General features: G+C 42.0%; 20 protein-coding genes. 1 reads left to right on the plus strand and 19 read right to left on the minus strand.

Annotated features, from left to right (window positions below):
* Position 1 precedes the first annotated feature (1 nt).
* The 4 genes from der to AAHT65_RS18750 form a co-directional block, all read right to left on the minus strand.
* Positions 2–1,312 (minus strand): ribosome biogenesis GTPase Der, encoded by a 1,311-nt coding sequence (der, locus tag AAHT65_RS18735; protein WP_004429746.1) that lies wholly within the window; start codon positions 1,310–1,312, stop codon positions 2–4.
* A gap of 157 nt (positions 1,313–1,469) precedes the next feature.
* Positions 1,470–1,664, minus strand: coding sequence for a capping complex subunit for YIEGIA (locus AAHT65_RS18740; RefSeq protein WP_199680781.1), 195 nt, complete (start codon positions 1,662–1,664; stop codon positions 1,470–1,472).
* The gene (locus tag AAHT65_RS18745; RefSeq protein ID WP_004429744.1) at positions 1,661–2,554 is read right to left on the minus strand and encodes a YIEGIA family protein; all 894 of its coding nucleotides are present in this window, start codon (positions 2,552–2,554) and stop codon (positions 1,661–1,663) included. Before AAHT65_RS18745 ends, AAHT65_RS18740 begins: the two co-directional genes overlap by 4 nt.
* The gene (locus AAHT65_RS18750; RefSeq protein ID WP_216413578.1) at positions 2,551–3,153 is read right to left on the minus strand and encodes a YphA family membrane protein; all 603 of its coding nucleotides are present in this window, start codon (positions 3,151–3,153) and stop codon (positions 2,551–2,553) included. The genes AAHT65_RS18745 and AAHT65_RS18750 overlap by 4 nt, the downstream gene beginning before the upstream one ends.
* A gap of 80 nt (positions 3,154–3,233) precedes the next feature.
* Here AAHT65_RS18750 and AAHT65_RS18755 point away from each other — a divergent pair, with 80 nt between their 5' ends.
* On the plus strand, positions 3,234–3,365 hold the full coding sequence (locus tag AAHT65_RS18755) for a YpzI family protein (protein ID WP_004429742.1): 132 nt from the start codon (positions 3,234–3,236) through the stop codon (positions 3,363–3,365).
* Positions 3,366–3,417: 52 nt separating this feature from the next.
* On the opposite strand, the gene fni is transcribed toward AAHT65_RS18755, so the two are convergent.
* From fni to AAHT65_RS18830, 15 genes are all read right to left on the minus strand, one after another.
* Positions 3,418–4,467, minus strand: coding sequence for a type 2 isopentenyl-diphosphate Delta-isomerase (fni, locus tag AAHT65_RS18760; RefSeq protein ID WP_343310668.1), 1,050 nt, complete (start codon positions 4,465–4,467; stop codon positions 3,418–3,420).
* 12 nt (positions 4,468–4,479) lie between these two features.
* Positions 4,480–5,628: a 30S ribosomal protein S1 gene (rpsA, locus tag AAHT65_RS18765; protein ID WP_004429740.1), complete on the minus strand. Its 1,149-nt coding sequence runs from the start codon at positions 5,626–5,628 to the stop codon at positions 4,480–4,482.
* Between the two features lie 220 nt (positions 5,629–5,848).
* Positions 5,849–6,535 carry a (d)CMP kinase gene (gene cmk, locus AAHT65_RS18770; RefSeq protein ID WP_004429739.1) on the minus strand — a complete coding sequence of 229 codons (687 nt, stop codon included), beginning with the start codon at positions 6,533–6,535 and terminating at the stop codon, positions 5,849–5,851.
* Between the two features lie 78 nt (positions 6,536–6,613).
* A complete protein-coding gene (locus tag AAHT65_RS18775) occupies positions 6,614–6,790 on the minus strand; it encodes a YpfB family protein (protein WP_010789076.1) in 177 nt (58 codons plus the stop codon).
* Positions 6,791–6,836: 46 nt separating this feature from the next.
* Positions 6,837–7,493: a flagellar brake protein gene (locus AAHT65_RS18780; RefSeq protein ID WP_094232291.1), complete on the minus strand. Its 657-nt coding sequence runs from the start codon at positions 7,491–7,493 to the stop codon at positions 6,837–6,839.
* Between the two features lie 95 nt (positions 7,494–7,588).
* The gene (gene ypeB, locus AAHT65_RS18785; RefSeq protein WP_094232292.1) at positions 7,589–8,938 is read right to left on the minus strand and encodes a germination protein YpeB; all 1,350 of its coding nucleotides are present in this window, start codon (positions 8,936–8,938) and stop codon (positions 7,589–7,591) included.
* A gap of 35 nt (positions 8,939–8,973) precedes the next feature.
* On the minus strand, positions 8,974–9,903 hold the full coding sequence (sleB, locus tag AAHT65_RS18790) for a spore cortex-lytic enzyme (RefSeq protein ID WP_010789078.1): 930 nt from the start codon (positions 9,901–9,903) through the stop codon (positions 8,974–8,976).
* A gap of 144 nt (positions 9,904–10,047) precedes the next feature.
* Complete coding sequence (gene prsW, locus AAHT65_RS18795) at positions 10,048–10,704, minus strand: glutamic-type intramembrane protease PrsW (RefSeq protein WP_088117482.1); 657 nt, start codon at positions 10,702–10,704, stop codon at positions 10,048–10,050.
* Positions 10,705–10,835: 131 nt separating this feature from the next.
* Positions 10,836–11,810 carry a YpdA family putative bacillithiol disulfide reductase gene (locus AAHT65_RS18800; protein ID WP_010789079.1) on the minus strand — a complete coding sequence of 325 codons (975 nt, stop codon included), beginning with the start codon at positions 11,808–11,810 and terminating at the stop codon, positions 10,836–10,838.
* 107 nt (positions 11,811–11,917) lie between these two features.
* Positions 11,918–13,192: an NAD-specific glutamate dehydrogenase gene (gene gudB, locus AAHT65_RS18805; protein WP_004429726.1), complete on the minus strand. Its 1,275-nt coding sequence runs from the start codon at positions 13,190–13,192 to the stop codon at positions 11,918–11,920.
* 167 nt (positions 13,193–13,359) lie between these two features.
* Positions 13,360–13,944 carry a genetic competence negative regulator gene (locus AAHT65_RS18810; protein ID WP_004429724.1) on the minus strand — a complete coding sequence of 195 codons (585 nt, stop codon included), beginning with the start codon at positions 13,942–13,944 and terminating at the stop codon, positions 13,360–13,362.
* A 167-nt stretch (positions 13,945–14,111) separates the two neighbouring features.
* On the minus strand, positions 14,112–14,900 hold the full coding sequence (locus AAHT65_RS18815; protein WP_063638485.1) for a metallophosphoesterase: 789 nt from the start codon (positions 14,898–14,900) through the stop codon (positions 14,112–14,114).
* A gap of 83 nt (positions 14,901–14,983) precedes the next feature.
* The gene (locus AAHT65_RS18820; RefSeq protein WP_061670078.1) at positions 14,984–15,442 is read right to left on the minus strand and encodes a YpbF family protein; all 459 of its coding nucleotides are present in this window, start codon (positions 15,440–15,442) and stop codon (positions 14,984–14,986) included.
* Positions 15,443–15,507: 65 nt separating this feature from the next.
* Positions 15,508–16,308 carry a LysM peptidoglycan-binding domain-containing protein gene (locus AAHT65_RS18825; RefSeq protein WP_343310669.1) on the minus strand — a complete coding sequence of 267 codons (801 nt, stop codon included), beginning with the start codon at positions 16,306–16,308 and terminating at the stop codon, positions 15,508–15,510.
* Positions 16,268–16,873: a CPBP family intramembrane glutamic endopeptidase gene (locus tag AAHT65_RS18830; protein ID WP_285977918.1), complete on the minus strand. Its 606-nt coding sequence runs from the start codon at positions 16,871–16,873 to the stop codon at positions 16,268–16,270. The genes AAHT65_RS18825 and AAHT65_RS18830 overlap by 41 nt, the downstream gene beginning before the upstream one ends.
* Positions 16,874–16,885: the final 12 nt, after the last annotated feature.

Here is a 16,885-nt window from a genome sequence, read left to right on the forward strand (position 1 = left end):
TTTATTTTCTCGCTCTTGCAAATATTTTAATTGGTGTCCCTTCAAAATCAAACGCATCTCTGATCCGATTTTCTAAAAACCTTTCGTAAGAGAAGTGCATAAGCTCCGGATCATTTACGAAAACGACAAAACTCGGCGGCTTTACAGCGACCTGTGTCGCATAGTAAATTTTCAGGCGCTGCCCATTATGCGTCGGTGTCGGATTCATCGCTACCGCGTCCATGATGATATCATTTAAAACATTGGTCTGCACACGGAGCGAATGATTTTCGCTCGCCTTAATTATAGCAGGCATCAGCGTATGAATGCGTTTTGTTGTTAAAGCCGACATGAATAGTATCGGCGCATAATCAAGAAATTGAAAATGATCGCGGATATTTTGCTCGAATTCTTTCATCGTCCGCTCATCTTTATCAACAGCATCCCATTTGTTCACAACAATGACTACAGCCTTGCCCGCTTCATGGGCATAGCCTGCAATACGCTTGTCCTGCTCAATGATGCCTTCTTCCCCATCAAGCACAACGGCAACCACTTCTGAGCGGTCAATCGCTTTTAGCGCACGCAGCACACTGTATTTTTCGGTTGTTTCGTATACTTTTCCTTTTTTTCTCATACCTGCAGTATCGACAATCACAAAATCCTGCTGATTGTAGCTGAACATTGTGTCCACTGCGTCTCTTGTTGTTCCGGCCACGTTGCTTACAATGACCCGCTCTTCTCCGAGCATAGCGTTAACAAGAGAAGATTTTCCGACATTCGGGCGTCCGATAAGGCAAAATTGCACAACTTCTTCGTTGTACTTTGTCTCCGGAATGTTTTTGAAATGTTCCGCTGCAGCGTCAAGCAAATCACCTAACCCCAGTCCATGGGTGCCTGAAATCGGATATGGCTCTCCAAAACCAAGCGAGTAAAAATCATAAACATTCGCTCTCATTTCAGTATTATCCAATTTATTCACCGCAAGAACAACCGGCTTTTTCGTCCGGTACAGAATTTTAGCGACCTCTTCATCGGCTGCCGTCACTCCTTCACGGCCATTCACCATAAAAATGATGACATCCGCTTCATCCATGGCGATTTCAGCCTGCTGGCGAATCTGTGTCATAAACGGTTCATCACCGATATCAATACCGCCCGTATCAATCAGGTTAAAATCATAGTTCAGCCATTCAGCTGAGCTGTATATCCGGTCCCTGGTCACTCCAGGGGTATCTTCTACTATTGAAATTCTTTCACCCGCAATCCTATTAAAGATTGTGGACTTCCCTACATTCGGTCTCCCGACTATGGCTACGACAGGTTTACCCATTGTACCCTTCCTTTCAATCCAGCCGCTTTCATTTTTTACATAAATTTTCAACCGGTTATTAGAATTCTTATTTTTACTTTTTATGAAAAGAAACCCTTCACACTGAAGGGCTTAACTCATTTATTATATCAGTTTTCAGTAAGATCACAACGTATTCTTAAAAATGTTTCACAATCAAATATAAGTCGTCCCCAATACGATGGGCAATTCCGTCAAGAATGGCTTCAAGATTTGTAGCGTAAAGCTCCATTTCCTTTTGATCTTCACAAAAAAAGATGGTTGTCCCGCCGCTCGCCCGGTTTCGGTTGGTCGTTATGACAGCCAATACAAAATTCGTTAAGGAATCGCTCATTTTATCACCTTATCTTGCTTTTTAATAAATTCAGTCGGCATTCTGATCGCATTCTCAAGGGTCGGAACATTGCTGATAATCTGAAGCGCGGTATCCGGATGATGCACTTGCGGCAGAACGAAGATGCCGACTCGGCCGTCATTGAGATCCCGTTTTGCCAGCGGCGTAAGTGACGGTTCCCCTGAATCGCGATAGACGCCGAGCACATTGGAAACATCGAATAAAATAGCCTGCCGCTGTCCTAAGTTGGCAATTGTAGTAGCTGAATTAAAGTTTTTCGGTGTTAAAATAAATCCCATTCCATGCTTTAAAATCAGCTCTTGTTTCTCAGGCAGCCCGATATTCATAATATAAATATTATCAACATACAAACCCGGTCCTTCAAAACGGGGCTTTATGTATTCAATATCCACTATATCTTTCAATACACTTCCAGACATGAATTTCATCGCGAGCAAGAAGCAAACAACCGCCGCAATTACAGCTGCCCATAAAGAGAAAAACACATAAGCTGAAGTTGTGAGAAGCGCGGTGAATATAACAATATAATTTCTGCTTTCAAACGCGATCGCAATCCCCTCGATATATGTGCTGCCTCTGGACACAAGCTCATAAGAATCCATTTGGGTCAGCGTGTTCCGCTCCATATTCCGTACATCTCGAAATTGCGTTGCCGCTAATGTCAGAAAGGTAATCGCGGTAAATTCTTCTTCCAACAAAGCCGGCATAATAATTGCACCGAGGCCAGCAGCAATTAACCCAAGCGCGATATGAATCACTTTTCCATGGATATAGGTAGGATATTGGCGGTAATCAGTTTTCAGCATATAAAGCCTTGTCAGCACTCCTGCAATGACTCCCGCAATAATGGGATATACATAATTACTCATGACATTTTTGTGGCTCCTTTGTTGGATCTTTTACCTTTTTGACTTAGTTGGCCGGCAAGCTGTTCACATTTTGAGATACCAAACAGCAAAATCGTGCCTGCTGAGCATGCATACAGCCATTGAAAATCACCAATGTTGACTGCACCCGCAAATCTTTGAATGATGAAAGAGTACAAAAGCTCCCCCTGGCACATTCCAAGAACAAATAATGCAAGCCGCTCGCGAAAGTTCCTTTCAACCGCGGCTGTCACGACCGTAAAAACCATCACAACAACCCACTCAGGTTCTATGATGAACCAAACCGGATCATATAATGCAAAAAGAAAGACAAAAGCATACGCAAACACCAATGTCATATGCAAAACGATGTAACGGAGCCGTTTATACATACCCAAATAACCGCCAAAGGCACATGCAGCTATATAAAACATCACGTATGCCGCATTCAGCGTAAAATAAAAAGTAAAGTGATGTATGCTTAAGATGATATTTGTCAAAATAAAAACAGATACGATAAACCGGCTTTTTGTCTTTTCGAGGATAAAAGTCGTCAGTATCCACAAAAACCACATTGACCAATAATAATAAAATGGTTCCATTTCGCGTTCCTCCATCTACACACAGTATGGGGCCGGAGAACGTTTTTTAAACCAGCTGATAAACGAAAAGGAGAATGATGATGGGAAGAGACAGACAGGAAAGAAAACTCAAAGCTTCTCACCGAGTGGAGTCAGACAGAGATCAGTCCATTCACCATAACGGCGCGACAGCCCTTGAGAAAAACGGGGAATTCAAAAAGAGGAAATCATAGGCATTAAAAAAAAGCATACGAAAAGGATGACAAAGATTTTTTTGTCATCCTTTTAACGTACGCTAAAAGCGGATGTATTCACGCCTCTCTCCTTCAGCCAATGGTGGGTATCTCCTTGTATGACGAGAGGAGCCTGCTGTAATTCAGGGATGGTTTTGACCCCTAGCACAGTCATGATCACCTTTAGTTCTTGCAGAAGTTCACGGATCTCATCAATTAATCCGTCTTCCCCTTTAGCGGTAAGCGCCTTTAAGAAGTAGCCTGCCATTCCGGCAAAGGAAGCGCCGAGAGCGATCGCTTTGGCCACATCAAGCGCATGCTGCAGACCGCCGGAAGCGATAACAGCCTTATCTTGAAACTGTGATGTGATTTCAGCTAAGCTTGCAGCTGTTGAAATGCCCCACGAGTTAAAAAAGTTCAGTTGCTTATCTCTGCGGAGATTTTCAATTTTTGAGAAATTCGTGCCGCCGTAACCGCCGATATCAACGGCTGCCGCACCCGACTCATACAGCCTGGCAGCCGATTCTTTACTCATTCCAAATCCGACTTCCTTTACAATGACAGGCACTTCGAGCTCCTTGCACATCTGCTCAATTCGTCCAAGCGCACCGCTGAAGCTTCTGTCCCCTTCCGGCATGACAATTTCCTGAATGACGTTCAGATGGATTTGCAGAGCATCCGCCTCAAGCATTGAAACAGCCCGTTTCGCCTGTTCTGCTGTCGCTTCACTGCCTAAATTAGCAAAAATAAGCCCATTAGGATTTTCTTTTCTCGCAATTTCATAAGAAAAGCGTTCAGAAGGGTCTTTAAGAGCCGACATTTGCGAACCCACAGCAAGAGGAATATCCGCCTCCCGCGCCGCTCTCGCCAGCGATTTATTAATTTCATATGTATGTTGTCCGCCGCCGCCTGTCATTGCATTGATAAAAATCGGCGAACTGCTCGTAAGTTCGCCGATTTTTGTTGTTATATCCACTTGTTCTAATGCAAGATCGGGAAGACTGACATGAACAAACGTTATATCGTCAAGACCTGTCTCTCGTTTTTGTCCGGTAGACAGCGCGTGATCTATATGTTGTCTTTTTCGTTCTGCTCGTGTCACGTTCATCACCAATTATTTTAGTTTATTAAGTTTATCACCAATTAGATCTCCAAGCTGGAAACCGGAGCTTTGTTCTTCTTTGGCCTGATACTGGCGATAGTCTTCTTGACCGCCTTGAGGCGCTTCTTCCAGTTCACGCATGCTAAGTGAGATGCGTTCCTCGCCTTCATTCACATCAAGGACTTTCACTTTTACATCTTGCCCTTCTTCCAAAACTTCATGCGGTGTGCCGATATGTTTATTGGAAATTTGTGAAATGTGCACAAGGCCTTCCACTCCGGGGAGAATCTCGACAAACGCACCGAAGCTTACGAGGCGCTGAACCTTTCCTTCAAGAACATCGCCTTTTTTGACTTTTTCGCCAATCTGGCTCCAAGGTCCCGGAAGCGTCTCTTTAATAGATAAAGAAATACGCTCATTATCGCGGTCTACAGAAAGGACTTTCACCTTCACTTCCTGGCCTTCTTCCACCACATCAGATGGCTTTTCCACATGAGAATGGGAAAGCTGCGAAATGTGGACAAGACCGTCGATCCCGCCAATATCTACAAACGCTCCGAAGTCAGTCAAACGCTGCACTTTACCTTCAAGCACACTTCCGACTTCTAGAGTTTGCAGAAATTCTTGTTTTTTATTTGTTTGCTCTTTTTCTACGACAGCACGATGTGACAGGATGACTCTGTTTTTATCCCTGTCAAGCTCCACTACGATTAAAGTAAGCGTTCTTCCTTTATAATCAGTGAAATCCTCGACAAAGTGAGCCTCAACAAGCGACGCAGGAATAAAACCGCGAACGCCGATATCAACCACGAGCCCGCCTTTTACCACATCTTTCACTTCAGCTTCAAACACTTCTTTTGTTTCAAATTTTTCCTCAAGGTCTTCCCAAGCGCGGTCTGCATCAACAGCACGTTTAGATAAAATCAAAGCATCGTCTTCCACTTTCGTCACTTTCAGGTCAAGCTCGTCGTCAGCCTTTACGACATCCGATGCTTTCTCTACATGAAGACTTGATAATTCACTGATTGGAATAATGCCGGACTGCTTGACGTTGATAATCTCAACATCTACATGCTTGTCCTCCACTTTTGTAACAATTCCTTTTACTACATCTCCAACCTCTGGCACTTGAACATCAATTTGATTCATTTCCTCTGTCATTTGAATAACCTCCTTGGTCCAAACCTACACAGCTTAATTAAAACGGTTTGAAAGCTGAACATGCAACATGCCCGCTTTTAGCCGAATATGTATTAAAGAATCATTCAAAAAAAGATTTTGAATGACCAATAAAAAGTTTTATTAGTATTAACTTCTAATAAAAGGACAGGTTTGTCAAGCAATAACATCTTGTCTTTGTTGAAAAATTTCAAAAAAGAAGTTACTTATCGGCTGGACGGGACTTTTGATCTGCAATCTCGAGTATTCTGCCCGCCACTTCGTCAATTGAGAGTGATGTCGTATCAATTTCGACCGCATCATCCGCTTTGCGAAGGGGCGAAACTTCCCGCTCGGAATCCAGCTTATCTCTTCTGGCGATTTCTTCAATCAACGTTTCGTAATTTACGTCATAGCCCTTTTTTACGTTTTCTTCAAAACGGCGATTGGCCCTCTCTTCAACAGACGCCAAGAGAAAGATTTTCACTTCCGCATTCGGCAGCACATGAGTGCCGATGTCACGCCCGTCCATGACAACGCCGCCTTTGTCTCCCAGCAGCTGCTGTCTTCTGACCATTTCTTCTCTGACTGATCTGTGCTTGGCTACGATAGAAACTTGATTGCTGACTTCATCTTTTCTGATATCTTCTGTCACATCATTTCCGTTTACTAATACTTTTTGTCCTTCTTTTGATGTGATCAATTCAATAGTTGTTTTCTTCAGCAGCTCTGACAGCATTTTTTCATCCGTTAAATCTGCTGATTCCTTGAGCGCTACATATGTAATAGCCCGGTACATCGCTCCTGTATCAATATAAACATATGACCTTTTTTCAGCTACAATTTTTGCTACAGTGCTTTTCCCCGCAGCTGCCGGTCCATCAATAGCAATTGATAATTTCTTCTCCATAATCTCTCTCCTTGCTCTTTTCTCCTCTATGGATTGTATCATGAACTATACAAAAAAGGGTGAAAAAATTGACGATACTTACGGCTTTAATGTCTCTATCCATTCTTCAATTTCCATTTTATCGACCCCTTCATATCGAACGGCTTTTGATACATATGGTTCAATATGTTGATAATGAAAAAGACACTGGACACCGATCAATATCACTGCCTGGACGAGCAATAATTTAACCAGCAGGCGTTCAAAAGTTTTCATTACGGCGCACCTCCAATACAAATAGTATGGAAATGTTTACCCCTGTTTATTCCGCGAGCCCCTTTCTTCTATTTTCAAGCTGGCGCCGAAAGCAGTATTGCAGTACGAGCTGCTGCTGATCTGAGGCAATATTAGAGTATTCCAGCGTCATTTTATATTTTGTTGATTTGGTATCATAAAAGACGCGTTTGACGATTGCGTCTGTGTCGACCTGAAGCGTTTTTTTCTCTTCAGGAAGGCAGATTCGCAAATGCAGCTCTTCCTCAGGCATAAAGGACAGGTTTTCCGGCAATAGAAGCGCAATTCCTCCGGCACTGATATTGTATGAAAAAGTTTGAAACGTTTTTTGATCGCTGTTCCTTTGAACATATACATCTAATATGGCGCTGATCCGCAGATATTGCCGCCTTTGTATTCTTTTTATCTGTTCTTGGCTGGGAAGCGACAGGCAAATCATCGGAATTTTGTCCTTCTTTCTTCCTTTCACGCTGCTTTTAAACTGATACGGCATTTCATCTTTTCCGACAAATTCCACCATCACCTCAGTGCCGTTATGTAAAAATGCCGTCCGGCCTGTATGCTGATCGACTGGGTATGCAATAAACAGCTCACCGTTTTCCACACTCACGGCTTTACTTTTTACTGTTTTCAATTGGTTTTCTTCTTTATATTCAATTGTTACACTATCCCCGACATCTATCATGAAATTCACTCTTTCATTTTCATTATGCTTCACTTTTTTATTAAAGCATGTTATGTAAAAAAGGAAAAGACATTTAGTCCTTTCCTCCTTGTTTTTTATAGGTCTTTGTATATAGGTTCAGCATTTTTTAGTTTTTCGACATTTTCTTCTGTTCCGTCATCGGCATTAATAAACATCCTGTACGTATCGTTTTCAATCGTACCGAGCATCTCGTAGCAAAGCACTTCCTTCCCGAGCTCGTTTGTGATAATTGCAAGCCTTGTTTCTTTCACATCCACGTTTTTGTTCAGTTTTTCTTTTGCTTCGTCAACAGAAAGAGCCGGCTTAGGAATATCTCTTGTGCGGTGTGCCGCTAAAAAGTCACGCGCTGAAAAACCGACGACCTCACCATCATCAAGCGCCACTTTCATACGAATGGCTTCCGGATAAAGCCGCACATTCTTTTCAACCGGGACATATGAAAATACACCGATTTTGTCATACTGGGCACTTTCATCTATTTCAAGGTCCTTTGTCTCATATCCATTTTTCTTCAAGAACGCAAGCGCTTTGTTTGAGGCTTCATTCAAACTGATTTTCTGTTTGTTTACTTCTCTGTTTTGAATGAGATAAACAGGATGTCCGCCTTTTTGGGTAATGTCCATGTAGATTGCTGCTTTTTGGTCCGGGTCTTTCATACTGACGCTATAAACGTCCCGATTTGTTTTTTTGCCGCTTTTATTCACTTTAATTGAATAGTTATCGTCCGGAGCAAAGCGCTGAGCGATGTTCTTTGCTTCTTGTTCAGTTATTTGTTTTCCTTTCAGATGGGTGAATCCTTTGTCTTCTTTTTTCGTGCTTGTGAAGGTCGGGCCGAACTCGGATTCAGAGAATGACCCTACGTTTTTTTCAACTGTTTTAAAGCTGTTTATGATCGTATTGTCACTCTGTTTTTCATCGGACGCTAGCGCCATCTCAACATCCATCCAGCGTAAGTTTTTGCTCATAACGAGATGCTGGACATGGCGCAATTCATTTTGAATATCCTCTGACTTCTGATACAACTTATTGAGGGATGAATATTCTTTTTCATCGAGCGGTTTTTGATCTAAATCCCTGATAGATGCTTTGTAACTGAAATCCCCGATATTGGATAAAAACTCTTCCGTTTTATTAAACGGCATTAAGGTAAGCGGAAGCTGGCTCACATTGTTGTGGGCTTCCGCGGTAATCCGCCATACGTCTACCAAAGCGGGAGACAGTGATTTTTTGCTGTTCATGGCCAATGTCGTTCCGATTTTATCATGAAGCTGGTCAACTTGATACGTCAGGTCATGGAATGCTCTCTGGTAGTTATTTTCAGCATGGAGAAGCACAGCGTCTTTTTCTTGGTGCTCTTTATATCCCCAGTAGCTTGTGCCGACGATGGCGATTCCCAGTACGGCGATTAAAATTCCTCTAATCATTTGTCACACCTCTTTTTTATGCTTTTTTCATGCTCTTACTCACAGAAAATGTGTTTTCCGATTCTTTTAATCTGCGGTCGTCCCCAAATCCATGCGCTTGTCGCTGTATCCGGATTAAAATAGTAAAGGGCTTCTTCAGTTGGGTCCCAGCCATTAATCGCATCAAGCACTGCTTCTTTGGCCCGTTCATTCGGCTGCATATAAATCTGGCCGTCGGCAACCGCTGTAAAGGCGAGCGGTTCAAAAATAACTCCCGCTACCGTATTCGGGAACAATGGACTGTTAATACGGTTTAAAATAACGGCTGCGATCGCCACCTGCCCCTCGTATGGCTCGCCCCTTGCTTCACCATATACTGCTTGAGAGAGAAGCTGAATATCATTATTTGAAAACCCTCCCGGCATATTTGCCGCAACAGCATCCGGTTTTTTTTCCGGTGTCTTTTGTGCCGGTGCGTTATTTTGTGCTTGCTGATTGCCAGCTGATTTGTTCTGCGCTTTTTGGTTTTGGTCAGGCTGGGTTTGCCGTGCCTCCGCCTTCTGCCTTGCTTGTTGGGTAGCTGCTTTAGACGGCTTTGTTTGATACTTTAACGGAATTTTTCCGTAGTGTGTAAATGTATTTCCTTTTTGAAGCTGCTCAACCACATATTCCCGATAATATTTGGATTTTGAAATTAAGATTTGTTTTGTTTGTGCTCCGACAAGACCGTCAATTTCTTTTAAACCGAACTGGTTTTGAAAGTTCCGTACCGCCCAGTACGTTCCCCATCCATAGACCCCGTCTATCTTGCCATTATAGTATCCGTTGTATTGAAGACGCGCTTGTAATTCAATAACGTCATCTCCCGTCGCCCCTCTTTGAATCACTTGATTTGAAAAGGCATAAATCTTCTCGCAATTTGAAAAAGCGGTTATTGTAAAGGAAAAAAGGATGAGACATACCATGATCGCACCTTTGGACTTCATCTTTTCAAGCCTCCTACAGCAAATTTTTAGTGTAGTCGTATTTTCTGTAGCAAGGTTATTTTTATACACTCTTTCCTTCTTATCCCTCTTAACATTCTTCCTGCAGGCATAAAAAAAAGCTGCACGAGTGGGCAGCTTCCAACATTATAATTGCATCATATTGACGGTGCGGGCTTTCTTCGCTTTCCTTAAACCAAACCACCATAAAAAAAGCATAAAGGGGATCATGTAATAGCCCCAATTATGAAGGGCTGTCAGAATAAAATCATACGACCCGTGAAGAGTTGAAGGAATTACCAATGAGAGAAGCAGCCATTTCAAGCGGGCTTTCTGATCCGAAAAACGTGCTTTTCCAAGGTAAAATCCCATAATAACACCAAGGAGAGCATGACATGAAACAGGTAAAAGCGCTCTCACAAAAGCATGTTCCACTCCATGGCCGACTAAATAGAGAATATTTTCAAGGGTTGCGAATCCAAGGGAGACGCTGGCTCCGTATACAATCCCGTCATAATGTTCATCAAAATGGGCGTGAGGATATACACTTACCATCAGGATAAACCATTTTAACGATTCCTCTAAAACACCTGACGATAAGAAAGAAACAAACAAATTTCCGGATCCCACATTTTCTTTTTCTAATACATATTGGATAAACATGGTAGGGAATACTAGTACAACACCCAGAAAAAAAGAACGCAGTACCATGTGTACAGGTTCATTGTCATACTGATCTTTTAGATAAAAATAGCTTAACAGCGCGATGCCTGGAGCTATTCCTGCAGAGATGATTGCAAACATCAGGCAACCTCTTTCCTTTAAATTCCTATAACTATCGTATCATGTTGTTTATCATTTTACATCTGCCTTTTATGAAAAACCGCAAAAAGAGCATATGAATCTTTTTCATATGCCCCAATCTTACAACCTGTTTAATGATGATTTCTTTTTGAGATTTCAGATGCGATTAATCCGCCGTGGAAACGCCCGTTTTCAATAAAAATCTCATTGGCATTATTGCCGGCAGCGATAACCCCTGCAATAAAAACACCTTCCACATTTGTTTCCATCGTTTCTTCGTTAAAATAAGGGCGGCCTGATTCTTCGTCTATCTTCACGCCGATTTTTTTAAGAAAACCGTGATCCGGATGGTAGCCTGTCATGGCAAATACAACATCATTTTTTATGCTCACCAATTCGTTTTGTCCGGTACGGAACATTACTTTATCTTCCGTGATTTCTTCAACACATGCACCAAACTCCATACGGATTGTTCCGTTTCTCACAAGTGCTTCAAACTCCGGCAGTATCCAAGGCTTAATGCTTGATGAGTACTCTTTCCCTCTGTACAATACCGTAACCCGCGCTCCGCATTTCACTAACTCCAGCGCGGCGTCAACACTTGAGTTTTTCCCGCCGATGACCACAACATCTTTATCAAAGTATGGATGGCCTTCTTTGAAATAATGAAAAACTTTAGGCAACTGTTCCCCCGGAAGGTTCATATAATTCGGATTGTCATAATAGCCTGTTGCGATAATGCAGTACGGTGTCACATAAGTTCCTTTCGATGTCTCGATCAGAAATTTGTTTCCGTCTGTTTTCGTAACGGTCTGCACCGTTTCAAATGCATTTACGCGTATGTCTTTGCGTCTGACAACTTCCCGGTAATAAGACAATGCTTGAATTCTAACGGGTTTTCTGTTTTCAGTGATAAACGCCACATCACCGATTTCAAGCTTTTCACTTGAGCTGAAAAAGGTTTGATGGGTCGGATAATTGTATATACTGTTGACCACATTTCCTTTTTCGATAACAAGTGCATCAATGCCAATTTGTTTTAGGTGAATGGCTGCTGATAACCCGCATGGCCCCCCGCCAATAACTATTGCTTTTTCTTCAATCATTTCCTTCAACTCCTGCGATTGGCAATTCCATCAAGATATTCCGTTCATAAATAAAAAATCTCCTATATCATCATAGGAGATTTTTTATTTTTATGCAAATGATTGACTTAGATCCAGCCTCTGAAACGAGAAGCTTCAGCCATTTTTCGAACACCGACCATGTAGGCTGCAAGCCTCATGTCAATTCTCCGGTTCTGCGCCATATCATAGATATTATTAAATGATTTGACCATCATTTTTTCAAGTTTTTCTTCAACTTCTTCTTCGCTCCAGTAAAAGCCTTGATTATTTTGCACCCATTCAAAATAGGAAACCGTAACGCCGCCTGCGCTTGCAAGCACGTCAGGAACAAGCAGAATATCCCTGCCTGAAAGGATTTTCGTCCCTTCCAGCGTTGTCGGACCATTAGCCGCTTCGACAACGATTTTAGCTTGAATGTTATGGGCGTTTTCTTCTGTAATTTGATTTTCAATCGCAGCGGGAACGAGAATGTCACATTCTAATTCAAGCAGCTCTTGGTTCGTAATCGTATCATTAAACAGTTTCGTTACTGTTCCAAAGCTGTCCCGGCGGTCTAGCAAATAATCAATGTCAAGTCCGGACGGATCATAAAGTCCGCCGTATGCATCGGAAATCCCGACGACCTTGGCTCCCGCATCATGCATGAATTTCGCCAAATAGCTTCCCGCGTTTCCGAAGCCCTGAACGACTACACGCGCACCTTGAATGTCAATGCCTTTTTTCTTAGCCGCTTCTTTTATGCAGATGGTTACGCCTTTTGCAGTTGCTGATTCTCTTCCGTGAGAACCTCCAAGCACAAGCGGCTTACCTGTAATAAAACCTGGTGAATTAAATTCATCAATTCTTGAATACTCATCCATCATCCAAGCCATAATTTGAGAATTGGTAAACACGTCTGGTGCAGGCACATCCTTTGTCGGCCCTACAATCTGGCTGATCGCTCTGACATAGCCTCTGCTCAGTCTTTCCAGTTCTCTGAATGACATATCCCTTGGATCACAAATAATTCCGCCTTTACCCCCGCCATAAGGAAGATCAATGATTCCGCATTTTAAACTCATCCAAATTGAAAGCGCCTTCACTTCTTTTTCTGTCACATTCGGGTGAAAACGAATTCCGCCTTTTGTCGGACCGACTGAATCATTGTGCTGGGCGCGATAACCAGTAAAAATCTTCACAGACCCGTCGTCCATGCGAACGGGTATTTTCACCGTTAATAATCTCATCGGTTCTTTTAATAATTCATAAACTTCCTCTGGATACCCCAATTTTTCAAGAGCCTTATGTATTACGGTTTGGGTTGATAATAATACATCAAGTTTGTCTTCTTCATTATGACCGGTGTTTCGATCGGCTACCATTAAGTTAACCTCCTAGAATCTTCTGTTTCTCACATGCTCCCTTTCAGAGAATAGTATACACCTTCATATCAGCTATGCATAGGTTAAACGTTAGTTTTTTGATGATTTTTACCTAAATTATCTAATAAAAAAAACCGCTGTCATAAACAGCAGTTTTTTTATATGTTTTATGAGAAATGAGTCCGGATCGTTTCAACAGCATTTCCGTCCATAATGACTTTCCCGTACTCTTGCAAGCGATAGATCGTTAAAGTGGTCGGGCTTCCGTATTCAGCCAATACTGCGACAACCCCTTCGGATGAACGGGAACCGAGATCGTCAAGGCTTAAAAAGTACTGGCCTTCATAATGGTAAACGGTCCCTCCCAAAATGCCGATGCGCTGCAGGCTTTCAGAAAGCTGGATAATATCTTCAAATGAATGGAATTGATAAATAATATCTGCACTTTCATCCAGCTTCACCTGCATCTCAATGTAATCGTCATCGTACTCCTCGTCCTCTGAATCCGCTTCCTGATTCTTTGTTACGATGACAACCATGCCTTGTGCTTGGAGAGAATACACTTCGACTGCGATAGGTCCATTCGCTTCAAATCCGAGCTCTGTATTTGCTTCATTCATCATATCTTTAAATAACTGGTGGACTTTAAATGAGTCCTTCCAGAGATCTTCTTTTGTCAGCCCTCGATCTGTCAAGTCATCGAGTGTCAAAAAGATTTTTATCTTATTATAATTCAGACGCTCAAGCCGCATAACGTTCCCTCCTGCCTCTTCTTGCACACAAATCATATAACACATTATATGAGATGATGAGTCATAGGTTCTTAATTTGTTATCAGTTTACACTGTGTTCACTGGTAAGACAAGCACAATGCAGTCTTTTCTTGAAGTGTCCGGCTGTTTTTAGTAAAAATTGCATTTTATACAGAAGGATCTGGCGGTGCGGCAAGTGTCACAATGTGCGTTTCCGGCTTAGCTCCGAACCGAAGCGGCACCTTCGTTGTGCCATAGCCGTTGCTGATGAGATAGCGCGCATTTTTCACATGGCCGGTCGTCCCCAATTCATAAGGCCCGAACTTGCCAAACCGAATCTGTCCGCCATGTGTGTGTCCGCTGAAAATGACATCTATGCCGTCAGATTCGTTTACTTGTTCATGAATCGCAGGGTTGTGAGAAACAAGTATATTAAGCTGCTGTTTATCAACGTCCTTAATGGCAGCGGCATAATCGTCCATTTCCATCCTGATATCATCCACACCTGCAATTGTTACGGTATGCCCATTATAGAAATACGGTACCGATTCATTGCGTAAAGGAGTGACTTTGTATTTTTCACAGATCAAAAGAAGCTTTTGCTGGCTGACCTCATAATCATTATTTCCCCATACCAGCATGACAGGAGCAAGATCCGCAAGCCGTTTTATATTTTCTTCGATTCTTGCATAAGGGACGCCCCCCTCCGCTAAATCACCGCCAATAATGACAAGGTCAGGATGATGGCTTTCAGCTTCATGTAACAAGCCTCTGTCAACCATACGTTTATGAATGTCAGAAATAAAAAAGATCGTAAGCGGGGTCATGCCTTTCATTTTTGGTAAAGCAAATGTGTGGGTTTTAAGGTGGTTACCTTTAGCAAGAGTATACATTTTCACCGTCATTGCCGCTGCTGCTGCAGTCAGCGCGCCGGCCATTGCAACTGTAAGCTTCATAAAAACTCTCCATTCTTTATGACTTATCAATAAGACGGCCAATAAAAAAAAGACGTTTCTATCGTTTGAGAAAACGCCGCAATTTATTTACTTTCAAAATATAGATTGATGTCATATTGGTGCTTCATCATTTGAAAAACAGATTCTCTCGCCTTCCATTTTTCAGGCTGAGGCCACAGATCAGTGCTTTTTTGTATGATTTCACATCTCAGCTTGTGATACTCTCCCTCGGCTTTTTCTTCCTTCTTTTTAAAATAGTAAGACGTACAATATGCAAAAGCGGCCGCCATCATCCAAAATAAATAAACCGTATGGTTCAGAAACTCTTCAAGCATGATCTGAGGCGCTTGCTGATTTAGGCTGAAACCTTTAAAAATGAAAAATAAGCATAACAAACCAAAACAGATAAGCGAGGTCCACTGCCACCTTCGGCATTGCTTGGCGTAATTTTCATACTTTACTTTCCGTTTCACCAGCGCTTGAAGCATCTGTTTTGTCGGAGCGTCAGTAAAACGGTCTAATTGATCCCATATTCGTTCCATGCGCTTCACACCTTGTCCATCATTCATTGGTACAATATATGAGAGGCCTGCAAAATACATGCCTGTTAATTGGTCAAGGGAATGTTAAGAACTTGGCCGGTGTACACTTCATTGCCGTTTAGGTTATTATAATTGCGGATTTTATCTTCGCCGGCTCTGCTTTTATAATACTTCATGGAAATACGATATAAGGTTTCTTTCTTTTTGACCGTATGTTTCACAACTCGAGTTGCATCTTCTTTAGTCTGCGCTTGCTGAGTATCCTTTTGCACCGTCTTTGTTTCCTCTGGGGCAGCGGCAGCAGAAGCCTTGCTTTCTGACTTCTCATTGGCCTTGGTATCAACTTTTTTATGTATAGAGGACTCTTTCTCCTCTGTTGGTTCTTTTTTATTCTCCGAAGGCTTATTGCCCTTCACTTGTTCTTTTTTACTCACAGAGGATTCGAGATCCTCTGTTTTTTTATCTGTTTCTTGATCTTTTGTCTTTTTTGCGGAATCCTGCAATGCAACAGTATCTTCTGTTTCTTGTTGTTTTGCAGCCTTGGGCAGAGATTCATACTTGCTTTGGCTGCTGTCGATAAAGACATCTTCATAATCTTTATTCGGATTAAACGGATCGCTTTTTGTGAAATACAGCAGACTGACAAACACGATAATCGGAACAAATACAAACAGTACGGCAAGAACCGTAAATAACGGTGTTTTGGTTTTGGCCTTTTCCTGCTTCTTTTTTCTCTGATCTTTTACTGACTGTCTTGACGGAAGAGTTTCATCCTGTTGGTCAACATGCTCTTCTTCAAAAACGTCTTTTTGCTGTTCATAAAGATTATGGGCTTTTCTTCTCTCTACTCTTGACATTTTCGTCATGCATTTCCCTCCTAACCTGTTGAAAACGAATCTGACAGGCAAACACTACATCAATGATAAAATGCGCCATAACCGGTACAAATAAATTACCGGTCCATTCATAGATAAGGCCAAGCAAAAAGCTGATCGCCGTCACCATGATAAAAAGCAGCCATTTTGTCAAATATCGAAAATGAAGAACGGCAAACACCAGACTTGCAGTCCATAAACCGATATGTGTCTGCAATACGCCCCTAAATAAGATTTCCTCTGTAAAGGCAATCAGAAGCGTTAAAAATATAATATGAGGGACTGACCTCTTACTGAATAACTTTTTATTTATCCCGCCATCATCATATAAGTGAGGCGGACACCATTTCATCACTGCCAGATCCAATATAATAACAATAACAGCAAGCGAAACACCATACCATATAATACGGGGGTCCCAAATATTCCAAAGCTTAAAAAAGGCATTTGCATGCTGAAATAAAAACAGTCCTGCTACAGCCGACACAATTATAACAATTAACTGTGTCATATATAATTGCTTTAGCATATCCCCATCTGACAGCTGGTCAATCAAATCTTTTTGTTG

This window comes from Bacillus atrophaeus, assembly GCF_039519175.1.
Lineage (GTDB): Bacteria > Bacillota > Bacilli > Bacillales > Bacillaceae > Bacillus > Bacillus atrophaeus.